The organism is Thermodesulfobacterium thermophilum DSM 1276, from assembly GCF_000421605.1.
GTDB classification, from domain to species: Bacteria; Desulfobacterota; Thermodesulfobacteria; order Thermodesulfobacteriales; family Thermodesulfobacteriaceae; genus Thermodesulfobacterium; species Thermodesulfobacterium thermophilum.
The window spans coordinates 18635-32935 of record NZ_ATXI01000014.1; the positions used below are offsets into that span (position 1 = coordinate 18635).

Consider the following 14301-nt stretch of genomic DNA (forward strand, 5'->3'; position numbering starts at 1 on the left):
ATGTCTTTAATAAAAGAGTTGTTAAAACATCGTTTAGGAACGGCTTCTTTAATAATCATTTTATTTTTAGCTATTTTGGCTGTTTTTGCTCCTTACATAGCCCCTTATGACCCTTTGGAAATAAACGTAGACAACATACTTCAACCACCTTCCTTAGCCCATCCCTTAGGAACTGACCTTTTAGGAAGAGACGTGTTGAGTCGGATGATCTATGCCTCTCGGATCTCACTTGAGGTAAGCTTGGTGGCAGTAGGATTATCTCTGATGATAGGGGTGGTCTTAGGAGCTATAGCTGGCTACTTTGGAGGGTTGGTTGACCTGATTATTTGCAGGTTTATTGACATCATGCTTTGTTTCCCCACCATATTTTTGGTTTTAGCTATGGTAGCTTATTTAGAACCATCTATCGTTACCATCATGGTGGTAATAGGTGCTACCAGCTGGATGGGATTAGCTCGTTTAGTAAGAGCTGAAATTTTATCCTTAAAAGAAAGAGACTTTGTGTTGATAGCTAAAACCTATGGGGCATCATCTTTAAGGATCTTATTTAAACATCTCATACCTAATGCCCTACCACCTATTTTGGTCTCTGCTTCCTTAGGACTTGGACAAGCCATTTTGATAGAATCTGCCCTTTCCTTTCTTGGTATAGGGGTACAGCCTCCCATCCCTTCCTGGGGGAATATGTTGATAGAAGGCAAAGAGACCTTAGAAGTAGCCTGGTGGCTTTCCTTTTATCCAGGAATGGCTATCTTGATAACAGTTCTTGCGTTTACCATACTCGGAGAAACTCTACAAGAAATCTTAAATCCTAAAAGGAAAGAAAGATGAAAAGAAAAGAACATAGATGGTGCCGAGGGCGGGACTCGAACCCGCACGGACCGACGTCCACTAGCCCCTCAAGCCAGCGCGTCTACCAATTCCGCCACCTCGGCGTATTGAGTAATAATATATTATCCTTTTTTTGGTTTGTCAAGACGGATTAAACCCTTTGTTTAAGTAATTTTTTATATGATTTAATTTAACTCTTTAAAACTTATACTTTTAAAAAAGGTTAGGAGGACCTTTTATGGAATTTTTAAAAGATTTTGTGCAATATTTTTTACTTTTTTTTGAAAAAAGTAGTTATTTAGGTGTATTTTTTTTGATGACCCTTGAGTCTACTTTAATTCCTATCCCAAGTGAAGTAATCATACCTCCTGCGGCTTACCTTGCCTATCAGGGCAAACTTTCTCTTTGGGGTGTGATCTTTTCTGGTACATTAGGGAGTTGGGCTGGAGCTCTTATCAATTATTTTTTAGCCCTTAAGTTTGGTCGCCCGATGTTTTTAAGGTTTATCAGACGATATGGTAAGTATATACTCCTAACCGAATACTCCTTTCAAAAAATGGAAAGATTTTGGGATCAACACGGGCATATCAGTACCTTCATAGGAAGGCTTCTTCCAGGACTTAGACATGTCATTTCTATCCCAGCAGGGTTTGCTAGGATGGGACTTTTTCTGTTTTCTCTTTATACCCTTTTAGGTGCGTTACTTTGGTGTAGCTTCCTCGGGTTTTGTGGTTATTTTTTTGGGAAAAACGAGGCCCTTTTAAAAACTTATTTAGAACGCGGCTCTATAGGAATAATAATCTTTTGTGGGGTGATTTTGGGACTTTATATCTGGTTCAAACTAAAAAGAAAATAGACTTTTTAATTACTTTGAGCTTGAATAACTTTTACGTCTTTCGGAGGTGAAAACTGAAAAAGGCTGTCTTTAAGGGCTTTATTGTATTGTAGGTTGTTAAAAATTATCCTTAAAGTTTCTCCTGAAGCCATGTTTAAAATAACTTCTTTAACCTCTCCAGACTTAGGGTTTACCACCAGAGAAATCCTTCTTACCTTTTGGTCGTTGTTAGCAGGTAAAAAGTTTAGCTTCCAAAAATCGTTATCTAAGGTCTGAAAACTTTCAACCTTAAGGTCTGTCTTCACATTTCCTCTTCCGGTCATAAACCCCAGGGCTAATTTAGAGCCAAAGGTTGTACCTGAAGGATACACCAAGGCTTGTTTTTCTTCCGGATAGTAAAAGTATATACTTTTTCCAGAAGATATGATAAACAATTTTTGGGGCTTGTAGTATTCCCAACGAAATTTGCCAGGTTTTTTAATCCAGAGTCTACCTGAAGACACTTCCTTATGTCCTTGAGAGATATAGGCTTCCTGGATAAATTCTGCTTCAAGCGTCTGTATTTTTTGGTAAAAATCTTGGATATAGTCTATAACCTCGTCTACAGTTTGGGCCTTAAGACTAAAGGGATTTACGAGGACCAATAACAGGGCGAGGACGAACACCATCGCTTGGGCCAACAATACCTTCCTCCTCCATCCGTTCTACCAACCTTGCAGCTCGGTTGTAACCTATCCTAAGCTTCCTTTGAAGCATCGATACAGAAATTTTACCATACTGATAGGCAATTTTCAAGGCAGCTTCATACAGTTTGTCATCTTCGTAATCGGTTTCCTCTTCAAAAGAAATAGGTTCTTCGTCTTCTATCTCCTCTAAGTTGGCTAAATACTCAGGTTCTCCGATAGATTTAAGGTAATCTACCAAAAGTTTCACCTCTTCTTCTGAGACATAAGGGCCATGGATCCTTTGTAGATAAGATGATCCAGGAGGCATAAAAAGCATATCTCCTGCCCCTAAAAGCCTTTCTGCTCCCTGGGTATCAAGAATGGTCCTTGAGTCTACCTTAGAGGTAACCTGAAAGGAGATCCTGGCAGGAAAGTTAACCTTGATTAACCCGGTGATCACATCTACCGAAGGTCTTTGGGTGGCTACCAGTAGATGGATTCCTGCTGCCCTTGCCATCTGAGCCAGTCTGGTAAGTAAGGTTTCTACCTCTTTAGAAGATACCACCATAAGGTCTGCTAACTCGTCGATAATCATCACTAAATAAGGCAGTTTTTCGTCAAACTGTTCGTTATAAGACTCAAGGTTTCTTGCCCCTACCTCCTCAAAAAGGCTATACCGTCTTTCCATCTCTCCTACCAACCATCTTAAAGCCTTGGTAGCCATCTTAGGTTCTAACACCACAGGGTGTAATAAGTAAGGAATGCCATCGTAAACGGAAAGTTCGATCCTTTTAGGATCAATCATCAAAAATCTTACCTCTTCCGGGGTTGCTTTATAGATAAGGCTTAAAATTACGCTGTGTAAAAAGATGCTTTTTCCAGAACCGGTGCTTCCGGCTATCAAAAGATGAGGCATCTTTTTAAGGTCAGCTACCACAGGAGCTCCTGAAATGTCCTTACCTAAGGCGATGGTAAGAGGAGACTTAGACCGGATAAAAGCTTCGCTCTGTAAAATGTCCTTAAGATATACCCACTCTCTTTTAGGGTTTGAAATTTCGATACCTATCACACTTTTACCTGGGATAGGGGCAACTATCCTTACACTTTTAGCAGAAAGCCCCAAGGCTAAGTCATCTACCAAGCTCTGGATTTTACTGATTTTAATACCGGGAGCTGGTCTAAACTCAAATACAGTAATCACTGGTCCTGGAGAAACACCTACTACCTCACCTTCTATACCAAACTCTTTAAGTTTTGAGATCAACACCAAGACACGTTCTTTTAACTCCTCAGGCCTTACTCTGTAAGAAGAAAGGGGAGGATCCCTAAGTAAATCTACAGGTGGTGGCAAGGTTTTTTCGAATTCCTTTATCTGTGTCTCTTCTTGAACCTTCTTTTTAGAAATCTTCTCTTTAGTATTATTTTTTGAGTTTAAAGGTTTAATTTCAAAAGGCAGAGGTTCCTCAACCGGTTGAGAAGATATCTTGGTTGAGGAAATCTTTTCAAATTTTCCTTCAAGTTTTTCTTCTGTTTTTTTTATGTCTTTTTTATAGCTAAATTTGGTTAAGATAGATTTGAAAGTTTTTGGATTAAAGCCTAACCCTACCAAAAAAGAAACAAAAAGAAAGACAAACATTATCATCAAAAAAACAAAATCTCCTACCAAAAGTCTAAAATAACCATTTAATTCCCCTATAAAACCTCCGTTTAAAGGAAAACGTCCAAAAAGTAAAAGATTTTGGGATTCTAAAAGGGTTAATGTATAGCCTACTAACATGCAAAGAGATAAAATCAGAAAAGAAAAACTAAACATTAACCTTTTGATAGAAACCCCCATCAAATTTAAGAAAAAACTTAAAATAAAAAGAATAGGAATTAGCAAACTTACGATACCAAAGATAAAATAAAAAAGAGAAGCTATATACGCCCCTAAAAGGCCACCGAAATTGGTAACCTCAGGTGCTCCAGAAACACCTATACCTGGGTCATAAGGATTATAAGAATAGATAGAGATCAACAGAAAAATTGAAAAAATAAAAAAGAAAAAATAACTGAAGAAAATTCGTTTATAGGCCAATTTTCACAATTCTGATTAAATTTTTTATAAATTCGAGCTTGACAAGTTTTAATAAAAATTATACCATAATTTTCAATAAAAACTATAGTTTTATTTCTGTTGTTATTTGTTTATGAAATATCGTCTGGCTGGATATATTACTCAAATGTTTTTAAATTCCAGAGCTAAGTTAATTTTATTTTTCACAGGATTATCCATATTTTTAGCTCTTTTAGTAGGTTGGATTTCAGCTCGTTGCACCTACCATCAGGTTTTAGAAGTAGCTACCTTGCATGTAAAGAAAGACCTAAACATGTTTGAAGTTTTATTAAACCTAAAATATCCTGGGGAATGGCAGGTATTAGATGGTAGGTTGTATAAAGGGAAGGTTTTGATCAACGACAACTTTGAGATAGTAGACTTTTTTGAAAAAGCAACAGGAAACACCGCTACTGTGTTTCTAAACGATACAAGGGTCACCACTACCATAAGAAATGAATTAGGTGCCCGTATCATAGGAACTAAGGTAAGTCCTCCTGTTGCACAAAGGGTTTTACAACAGGGAAAAGAGTATTATGGTATCGCAGACATATTAGGAGAAAAATACATCACTGCCTACAAACCTATAAAAGATCCCTCTGGTAAAATTATCGGGATTCTCTATACCGGTATCTCACTTAAAAAGTTTACCCCTATTCAACAAAAATTCTATCAAAATATAATTATTCCTTATATAGGCTTGGTACTTCTGTTTATCTTGAATGGATTTTTAATCTTTTTCTGGGCTTGGGCTGTTAATCTTTCTATCATAGACCCTCTTACTAAAGTTTACAACAGAAGATATATAATTCACAAGATCAAACAAGAAATTTTAAAAAAACAAACTCAAAAGGATTACGAATTTTCTGCAATCCTTATAGATGTTGACGATTTCAAGAAGATAAATGACACCTACGGACACGCAGAAGGAGATAAAGTTTTAAAAGAATTGACTAAAATCATTAAGCAAAGAGTAAGAAATCAAGATATCCTTGGTAGATGGGGAGGTGAAGAGTTTATCCTTGTTTGTCCAGAGACTCCTTTAGAAAAAGCAAAAATATTAGCTGATCATCTAAGAAAGTTAATCGAAAAACATAACTTTGGTGAAAAAAAACTTAAGATTACCGCTTCCTTTGGGGTTACTTCTTGGAAAGACGAGGATACCTTAGATATCTTTTTAAACAGACTTGATAAAGCTTTATATCAGGGTAAAATCAAAGGTAAAAACCGTATTGTGATCTTTTAGGTTTTATCTATACAAGTTCGTTTTACATCAACCGGTTAGAGGGTTTTAAAATGCTTGAATATAAAGTCTTGTGGATAGATGTAAACCAAAAAACTTGGGAAATCAAAAATTATCCGATCCCACCTTATTTAGGTCCTGTAGATATAGGAATACGAATACACTTAGAAGAAGTAGAAAGCTTTAAGGAAGAGGTTTTTTCTGGAGCCAACGTACTTTTTTTAGGGACTGGACCTTTTGCTGGAGGGAAAATTTTTGGTACCCACAGGTTGGTAGCGGTATTTAGGAGTCCAGAAAGTCTTGGATTACATGTATCAGAAATAGGAGGGGTGGGCTATAAGTTCATAAGGTCTGGAGTTAATGGATTTGCCATTTTTGGTAAAAGTCCTGAACCTGTCGTTATTTTTGTAGAGGGACGTACTGAAGGGATAAACCTAAGGTTTGAAACAATAGAAAAAGAAAAACTTGAAGAAATTTATGACAACTATCATGGATATAAAGGAACTTATGCCCTCACCAAATATCTTTTAGACAATTACTCAGAATTTTTCGTTAAAAATAGAGCAAGGGCTGTAGTAGTTGGGGAAGGAGCTTTTTCTACTAAACTTGGGGCTTTGGTATCGATAGACGTAAACCCTGAGAAAAAAGATCTTATCCAAGGAAGCGAAGACTTTGCAGGAAGGGCAGGTCCAGGGTCAGTTTTAGCTCAAGCCCATGGGGTGGTTGGGCTGGTGGTAGGTGGAGAGGCCAGTCCCCAGGTTCCTGAGGTTTTCTCAGATGTTAAAAGATTTGCCAAGTTTTTTCAAGAAGTTACCTCCAGAGATTATACTTCAGCAGTAAACTCAGCTACCTTAAAGTATAGATTTGACCCTAAAATAGGAGCAGGAGGCACCTTTGGGTCTAACTATCCTTATTACAAAGAATGGTTGCCTACCTTTTGCTTTAACAGTATATACCTTAAAAGAGAGTTTCGAAAAAAATTAGCTGACCTTATCCTTTCTTATTATTGGAAACCCTTTAAAGAGCTTACCTTTGAACAAGCTAAAACCTGGAAAACCTGTGGAGAACCCTGTCCGGTAGCTTGTAAAAAGGTATGGAAAGGGAAAAAGGTAGACTACGAACCTTTTCAAGGGATTGGGCCTTTAATAGGAGTTTTTAACTTAGATTTAGCTTCAAAAATCGTAGACCTGATAGACCAAAAAGGGCTTGATGCTATAGAAGCAGGACATGTGGTGATGTTTTTACTTGAGGCTATACAAAAAGAACTTCTAACCTGCGAAGAAGTAGGAATTTCAGAGCCTCCTTGTTTGGATCCCTTTAAACTAAATCCTAAGGCCTGGGAAGTTAACGGGAAATTAGCTATCGAGATTATAGAAGGATTAGTTAGTAAGAAAAACAAAATCTTATCGCTTATCGCAGAAAAAGGTCTAAGACAGGCGATTAACTACTTAGAAAATCTCTATGAAGACAGAATTACCTCAGTAGGTCTTTCTTTTAGGGATTTAGCCCTTTATCAACCTTATGGAGAAGATGGTTATATGACCCCTAATTTTTATTGGACCAAAGGATTCCTTATTCCTATTTTTATAACAGGTAAGTACTGGACAGATTACTGTTTAGCCTTTACTTCTCCTGAAGAGTTTGCTAAACAGGTCTATCAAAGAGCCATCAAAGAAATTGGCCTTTCCAACGCAGCTTTTTGCCGTTTCCACAGAGGTTGGGCCGAAAACCTCATTCCATCTCTTTACCAACAATTAGGAATATCTGAATATGAAGAAAAGATGAAAGAGGTTTATCGAAACATAGGAATCTATAGTCTTAAGGCTAAAGCTTTACCTCAACCGTTAGAAAGTGAAAAAGCCACAGATATATTCTGTACCTTAGCAGAAGAGTTAAGCCTTTCTAAATGGTACACTAAGTTTACTAAAAATAAAAAAAGAGCCTACTTAGAATGGTTTGAAAGGTTTTATCTTACCTATCTTTCTTTAGTAGGCATTTCCTAAAAACGTCAAAAAAGCAAGAAATCAAAAGAATTTTATCAAAAAATTTTTGTCAAATTTAAATTATTTAATCTATTATAAAAAAAAATCTGAAAAACTAAAGTTGACTTTTTTCGCAAAAAACTGTAATCTTTTTTAATTAAAGATAATACAAACAGGAGGTATGCGTATGTTTAACCTCAAAGACCTTAGTAGAAGGGATTTTTTAAAGATATGTACAGTAGTTACCGCTACGATGGGGCTTCCTGTTTCTATGGTAGAAAAAGTAGAAGCAGCCCTGAAAAAGGGTCCTAAACCTACGGTAGTATGGTTGCACTTTATGGAGTGTACCGGATGTACCGAATCACTTCTCAGGTCTTCACATCCACCTTTAGGAAGGTTTTTGCTTGAAATGGTTAACCTTGAGTATCATGAAACCTTGATGCCAGCTGCTGGTAAGCAGGCAGAAGAGGTGCTTCATGAAACCATCAAAACCTATAAAGGAGAATACATCTGTGTGGTAGAAGGAGCTGTTTCTACCAAAGATGGTGGTATTTACTGTAAGGTTGGTGGTAGACCTGTTATAGAGATTTTAAAAGAAGTGGCAAAGGATGCTAAGCTGGTTATCAACATGGGTACCTGTGCTGCCTTTGGAGGAGTACAAGCAGCTAAACCCAATCCTACAGGTGCGGTAGGTGTGCCTCAGGTTATCGGAAGTGAAAAGGTAATCAACATCCCTGGTTGTCCTCCTAACCCCTACAACTTCTTTGCTACCATCAGTTATATCCTTACCTTTGGCAAACTTCCTGAATTAGATAAACTTAGAAGGCCAAAGTTTGCTTATGGTAGGCTTATCCATGACCACTGCGAAAGAAGGCCCCACTTTGATGAAGGTCGTTTTGCTGAAGCCTTTGGTGACGAAGGACACAAACAGGGTTATTGTCTCTACAAAGTAGGATGCAGAGGGCCTATTACCTATGCTAACTGTGGTGTGATCAAATTCTGTGATGTAGGTGCCTGGCCGGTAGGAGCTGGTCACGGATGTATGGGATGTGTTGAACCAGACTTTTGGGATGAAATGTCCCCCTTCTACAAACCTATTATGGAATAAAAAAATACTAACATCTAAAAAAAGATTACAAAGGAGGTTAACTTATGGCTAAAAGGATTACCATAGACCCCATAACCAGGATAGAGGGACATTTAAGAATAGATGTAGAGGTGGATGGAGGCAAGGTAGTAAATGCTTGGTCTTCTGGGCAGATGTGGAGAGGTATTGAAATCATCCTCAAAGGAAGAGACCCAAGGGACGCCTGGGCCTTTACTCAGAGGTTCTGTGGTGTGTGTACAACCGTTCATGCTATGGCCTCTGTTAGGTCAGTAGAAAACGCCTTAGGAATGGAAATTCCTTTAAATGCTCAGTATGTAAGAAACATCATCCTTTGTGCCCATGCTTTGCATGACCACATGGTCCATTTTTACCATCTATCAGCCCTTGACTGGGTAGATATAGTATCTGCTTTACAGGCAGATCCCAAAAAAACTGCTGAGCTTGCTCAGAGCCTGTCTCATTGGGAAGGAAACTCTGTTACTTATTTTAAAAAGGTAAAAGAAACCCTTCAAAAGTTTGTAGAAAAGGGACAGATTGGACCTTTTACCAATGGATACTGGGGACATCCACAGATGAAACTTCCTCCTGAAGTAAACTTACTTGCTGTAGCTCATTACTTAACTGCCTTAGACTATCAGTTTGACGCTAACAAAGTGGTTGCTATCTTTGGAGGTAAAACCCCTCATATCCAAACGTTGGTAGTAGGTGGAGTAGCTTTAGCCATCAATCCTGACAACTTAGCTACCCTTAACGCAGAAAGGTTAGATTATGCCCGTGAATTACTCATGAAAGTAAAACATTTTATCCAAGAGGTTTATCTTAACGACGTGATTGCTGTAGGATGTCTATACAAAGACTGGTTTAAAATCGGAAGAGGAGTTGCTAACTACTTAGCAGTCCCAGACCTTCCTCTTGACACCAAAGGAACAGTATTTGACCTCCCTGGTGGAACCATCTTTAACGGAGACTTGTCTACTTATACCCCGATCAAAAGCTTTAACGATCCTTATTTTAGAGACAACGTTACCGAAAGTGTAGCTCATTCCTGGTACAAAGATACTGGACCAAAACATCCCTGGCAGGGCGAAACCGTTCCTAATTATACTGACTTCAATCCTAACGGAAAATACAGTTGGTCTAAGGCTCCTCGTTTTAAGGGTGAACCTATGCAGGTTGGACCATTGGCTCAAGTATTGGTGGGTATCGCTGCCAAACATGAATTAACGATGAAGTGGGTCAACTATGCGGTAGAAAAAGCTAAAGCTTTAGGTGTCAACTTGACGGTGGATGACCTTCACTCCACGATGGGAAGACATTTAGCCAGAGCCATCAGAGCAGCCATGCTTGCTGACCTTGCCCTCAAACATCTAAACCTTCTTGAGAAAAACATCGCTAAAGGTGACTATGCTATCTGGAATAAAGTTGAATTTCCTGCCAAAGAGATTAAGGGTGTTGGTTTTCATGAAGCCCCAAGAGGAACGCTTTCTCACTGGGTGGTTATAGAAAAAGGTAAAATCAAAAACTATCAAGCAGTTGTTCCATCTACCTGGAACATGAGCCCAAGATGTGAAAAAGGAAAACGTGGTCCTTATGAAGAGAGCTTGATCAATAACCCCGTGGTTGACCCTGAAAAACCACTTGAGGTGTTAAGAACCATCCATTCCTTTGACCCATGCATAGCCTGTGCTGTCCATCTATTAGATGCCAAAGGTAAGGAAATCAAAAGAGTAAAAGTACTCTAAGTTTTCAAATTTTAACCAATAAAAAAGGGAGCCTTTAAAGGCTCCCTTTTTTATTTCTTGGATTATAAAAAGGGATTTTTACAATATTTTTGAGTTTTAACTAAACTGTTTTTCTGTATTTAAAATAGGCTAAACAGGCCCCTTCAGAAGAGACCATACAAGGACCTACAGGATTTTGAGGGGTGCAGGCTTTACCAAAAAGTTTACAGTCAATAGGCTTGTTAAGCCCTTTTATAACCCTTCCACACAAGCACTGAGGATGTTCTTTAGAAGAAGGAAGAGATAGATTAAAAAACTTTTCTCCGTCTAAGGATTCATACTTAGGTGCTATGGCATAAGCGCTGTTTGGTATCTCACCTAAACCTCTCCAAGGGAAAGAATCCCTTATCACAAAAACCTCTTTTAGAAGTTCTTGTGCTTTTAAGTTGCCCTGTTTATCCACCGTACGGGTATACTGAATTTCTACCTCACATCTTCCCTCTTTCTTTTGTTTAACTATCAGATAAACCGCCTGCAACAGGTCTAAAGGCTCAAAACCTGAAACCACGATTGGGGTGCCATATTTTTCCACTATCGGTTGATAGACCTGAACTCCGGTAATGGTACTTACATGTCCTGGACCTATAAAAGCCTCTATAAAAGGTTTTTCTTCACTTTTTAAGAGGTAGTCAAGGACTTCTAAGGCTAAAATATGATTTGATACTACCCAAAGGTTTGAAATACCTAATTGATGGGCTTGTTTGATAAGAACTGCGGTGTGAGGGGCGGTGGTTTCAAACCCTATGGCAAAAAACACTACTTTTTTATTAGAAAACTCCTGGGCTATTTTTATGGCTTCCAAACACGAAGAAAGGGGGCGCACCTCATAGCCTTCAGCCCTTAAGGTTAAAAGACTAATCTTGTTAGAACCAGGAACTCTCATCAAGTCTCCATAGGTACAGAGGATAACATCAGGTAATTTGGCAAGTTCAATGGCTAAATCTACTCTTTCTAAAGCAGTTACACATACCGGACAGCCTGGGCCATGTAAAAAATTGATATAACCTTTAAGGAGCTCATCTAAGCCGTTTTTCAAGATAACATGGGTATGCCCCCCGCAGAACTCCATAATGTTTACGGGGTTACCTAAACTCTCTACCTCTCTTTTAATGAGGTCCGCTAAAACTTTTACCCTTTGAGGGTCTTTAAAGCTATTCCACGTTTGGTTGAGTGAGCCTGAGTATTTCATCCCAGTACCTCAAACTTTCTTGAGCTTCTTCTTCACTAAGTTTTTTAATGGCAAAACCTACATGCACCAACACCCAATCCCCTTCTTTTACCTTTTCAGGAAGAAGATGAAGGGCTACTTCAGTTTTTACTCCTTGAACTTCAGCAATAGCCGTCCATTCGTCTTTTACTTCTACTATTTTATAAGGATAGGCCAAACACATCTTTTAACTCCTTTTTTGATTTTTGTATACATACAAAATCCTTTGTATGGCAGTTAAATGTGTAAAAACTGAAATTACCACCAAAAACAACGTAATTAGATCAAAAATAAGGGCTATAATCAAAAAGGTGATCCTTTCAAACCTGGTAAACATTCCGATTTTACATTCAAACCCTACCCCTTCTGCCCTTGCTCGGGCATAGCTTACCATCAAAGACCCTGTAATCCCTAAAAAACTCAAAAGAGCCTGATAAGGTTGATTATAGGCAATAAAGTAATAACAAAAACCAAGAAATATAAATATTTCTCCATAACGATCTAAAGTTGAGTCTAAAAAAGCCCCAAAAGGTGAGACTTTGTTGGTAAACCTGGCTAAAGCACCATCTAAGGCATCAAGAGGAGCAAAAAGAAGTAGCAGAATACCAGCTACCACAAACTCTCCATAGGCTATAAAAAAGGAACTTAAAACAAACCCCAAAAAACAAAGGATGGTGATAGCATTGGGGTGGACGTTAAGACCAGAGAGTACTTTTACCAAAGGAAGCAATATTGGTTGAGCTAAATTTCTGGCAGTCTCGCTTAAGTTTATCTTTGACATGTTAAAACCTTGTTAACTTTTAGTTCTTATATTATTTCACATTCTCGTAAATCTTCAATAGCAAGAAAGTTGTACTACCATTACTTACATCTTATCCCAAAGTTTGTCTCTCCCTTATTCTATCAAGAAACTCTAAGGATAACTCTTTAAACGCAAGTGAAACCCTGTTTTGTCTATCATAATCAATAACAGGTTTTCCAAAACTCTGTGCTTCACTAACCTTTACACTTCTTGGGATGCGAGTCTTAAAAATAATCCATTTAAAATGTTTTTCTGCTTCCTCAGCTACTTCATGAGAAAGACGATTTCTTCCGTCATACATCGTTAAAACCAACCCAAAGAGCATCAATTCAGGGTTTAAACTTTTTTTAATTCCCTTTATGGTTCTTACCAATAAAGATAGCCCTTCTAAGGCATAATATTCGCACTGAAGAGGAATAACTACTCCCTGAGAAGCTGTTAGGATGTTAACGGTTATCAAACCAAGAGAAGGGGGTGAATCGATAAAAATAAAATCGAAAAACTCTTTTATCGGTTGTTGCAAATAAGTCCCTTTTTCAATAAGGTTTCTAAGCACATATTCTCTTTGAGGATAATCTACCAGCTCTATCTCAAGCCCTACAAGGTCTATCGAAGAAGGCAAAAGATAGAGACCTGAAAACGGCTGTTTGATAAAAGGCTCTACTTTTTCTTCTATGATTGCCTGATAGATGCTTTGTTGTTTTTTGACCCTAACTCCTAAACCACTTGAGGCGTTGGCCTGAGGGTCAAAATCTATCACTAAAACCTTAAAACCTTCCAAGGTTAGAGCCCGGGCAAGGTTAACACATACCGTAGTTTTCCCCACCCCACCTTTTTGGTTGATAAAAGCTAATACCTTCATCTATCCTTTTAGTCCAAAAGTATAGTACAACTCGTTTAGAACAACCACTAACAAAAAAACAAAACTGATAAAACCATTTACCGTAAAAAAAGCCTTGTTTATCTTGGAAAGATCCTTTTCGGTTATCAAGCGATGCTCAAAGACCAAAAAAAGGGTGATCAAAGAGAGGCCTAAATAATAAACCCAGGTAGTCTTAGGATAAACTACTCCTGCTAAAACTAACGAAAAAAAGGTGAGCCCATGAAGAAGTCTGGCTATTTTAAGAGCCTTGGCTATCCCAAATCTAACAGGAATAGACTTAAGCCCTACATTTTTATCAAACTCATAATCCTGCAGGCTATAAAGCACATCAAAACCAGAAACCCAGGACCCCATAGCCAAACCTAACAAAAAGGCAATCAAACTGACCCTTTCGTTTAAGGCTATATCTACGGCTATTGGAATAAGAAAATAAACTACCCCAAGGACTAAATGAGGAAAATAGGTTATCCTTTTAGCATAAGGGTAAAACCATAAGAAAAAAATCACAACTGGGCTTAAGGCTAAAGCTAACAGATTGATAAAATAACAACTTATCATAAAAACCAACCCACTAATAGAAATAAGAAGTTTTATTTCCCAATCTTTTACCAAGCCGCTTGCATGAGGCCAGATCTTGGTTCTCGGATTTTTTTCATCAAAGGGTTTATCAACTAACCTGTTTAAAGCCATCCCTAAGGTTCTGGCTGAGATCATAGCTATCAAAATAGCGATGATTTTTTTCCAAGAAGGAACTTCTTGATAGAGTAAAAATACACTTGCCAGGCCAAAAGGAAGGGCAAAAACCGTGTGTTCAAACTTTAAAAGGTCTGAATAAAGTTTAAGCTTGGATAACAATTTCTCCCTCCTAA

The 14301-nt window shown here is 38.0% G+C and carries 13 protein-coding genes and 1 tRNA gene; 6 read left to right on the plus strand and 8 right to left on the minus strand.

Annotated elements, in window-relative coordinates; all coding sequences use genetic code 11:
• Complete coding sequence (locus H529_RS0107200; protein ID WP_022855850.1) at positions 1 to 831, plus strand: ABC transporter permease; 831 nt, start codon at positions 1 to 3, stop codon at positions 829 to 831.
• Between the two features lie 17 nt (positions 832 to 848).
• Here the strand turns inward: H529_RS0107200 and H529_RS0107205 are convergent.
• Positions 849 to 935, minus strand: a tRNA-Leu gene (locus H529_RS0107205).
• Positions 936 to 1069: 134 nt separating this feature from the next.
• Here H529_RS0107205 and H529_RS0107210 point away from each other — a divergent pair.
• Positions 1070 to 1687 (plus strand): DedA family protein, encoded by a 618-nt coding sequence (locus H529_RS0107210; RefSeq protein WP_022855851.1) that lies wholly within the window; start codon positions 1070 to 1072, stop codon positions 1685 to 1687.
• 5 nt (positions 1688 to 1692) lie between these two features.
• Here the strand turns inward: H529_RS0107210 and lolA are convergent, their stop codons facing one another.
• Together lolA and H529_RS0107220 are read right to left on the minus strand one after the other, a co-directional pair.
• Positions 1693 to 2349 carry an outer membrane lipoprotein periplasmic chaperone LolA gene (lolA, locus tag H529_RS0107215; RefSeq protein ID WP_155984471.1) on the minus strand — a complete coding sequence of 219 codons (657 nt, stop codon included), beginning with the start codon at positions 2347 to 2349 and terminating at the stop codon, positions 1693 to 1695.
• Positions 2288 to 4408: an FtsK/SpoIIIE family DNA translocase gene (locus tag H529_RS0107220; RefSeq protein ID WP_022855853.1), complete on the minus strand. Its 2121-nt coding sequence runs from the start codon at positions 4406 to 4408 to the stop codon at positions 2288 to 2290. Before H529_RS0107220 ends, lolA begins: the two co-directional genes overlap by 62 nt.
• 112 nt (positions 4409 to 4520) lie before the next feature.
• Between H529_RS0107220 and H529_RS11285 the strand changes: the two genes are divergently transcribed.
• The 4 genes from H529_RS11285 to H529_RS0107240 all read left to right on the plus strand — a co-directional run bounded on the left by H529_RS11285 (position 4521) and on the right by H529_RS0107240 (position 10501).
• Positions 4521 to 5672 (plus strand): diguanylate cyclase, encoded by a 1152-nt coding sequence (locus H529_RS11285; RefSeq protein WP_081642280.1) that lies wholly within the window; start codon positions 4521 to 4523, stop codon positions 5670 to 5672.
• 50 nt (positions 5673 to 5722) lie between these two features.
• Positions 5723 to 7672, plus strand: coding sequence for an aldehyde ferredoxin oxidoreductase N-terminal domain-containing protein (locus tag H529_RS0107230; protein ID WP_022855855.1), 1950 nt, complete (start codon positions 5723 to 5725; stop codon positions 7670 to 7672).
• A 166-nt stretch (positions 7673 to 7838) separates the two neighbouring features.
• Positions 7839 to 8759 (plus strand): hydrogenase small subunit, encoded by a 921-nt coding sequence (locus H529_RS10545; RefSeq protein WP_022855856.1) that lies wholly within the window; start codon positions 7839 to 7841, stop codon positions 8757 to 8759.
• Between the two features lie 44 nt (positions 8760 to 8803).
• Positions 8804 to 10501, plus strand: coding sequence for a nickel-dependent hydrogenase large subunit (locus tag H529_RS0107240; protein WP_022855857.1), 1698 nt, complete (start codon positions 8804 to 8806; stop codon positions 10499 to 10501).
• Between the two features lie 100 nt (positions 10502 to 10601).
• Here H529_RS0107240 and hypD read toward each other — a convergent pair whose 3' ends face one another.
• The 5 genes from hypD to H529_RS0107265 all read right to left on the minus strand — a co-directional run bounded on the left by hypD (position 10602) and on the right by H529_RS0107265 (position 14287).
• Positions 10602 to 11729, minus strand: a complete 1128-nt coding sequence (hypD, locus tag H529_RS0107245; protein ID WP_022855858.1) for a hydrogenase formation protein HypD — start codon at positions 11727 to 11729, stop codon at positions 10602 to 10604.
• The gene (locus H529_RS0107250; RefSeq protein ID WP_022855859.1) at positions 11692 to 11931 is read right to left on the minus strand and encodes a HypC/HybG/HupF family hydrogenase formation chaperone; all 240 of its coding nucleotides are present in this window, start codon (positions 11929 to 11931) and stop codon (positions 11692 to 11694) included. Before H529_RS0107250 ends, hypD begins: the two co-directional genes overlap by 38 nt.
• Positions 11932 to 11934: 3 nt before the next feature.
• On the minus strand, positions 11935 to 12528 hold the full coding sequence (locus tag H529_RS0107255) for a CDP-alcohol phosphatidyltransferase family protein (RefSeq protein ID WP_022855860.1): 594 nt from the start codon (positions 12526 to 12528) through the stop codon (positions 11935 to 11937).
• A 91-nt stretch (positions 12529 to 12619) separates the two neighbouring features.
• Positions 12620 to 13411 carry a ParA family protein gene (locus H529_RS0107260; RefSeq protein WP_022855861.1) on the minus strand — a complete coding sequence of 264 codons (792 nt, stop codon included), beginning with the start codon at positions 13409 to 13411 and terminating at the stop codon, positions 12620 to 12622.
• On the minus strand, positions 13412 to 14287 hold the full coding sequence (locus tag H529_RS0107265; RefSeq protein WP_022855862.1) for a UbiA-like polyprenyltransferase: 876 nt from the start codon (positions 14285 to 14287) through the stop codon (positions 13412 to 13414).
• Positions 14288 to 14301 lie beyond the last annotated feature (14 nt).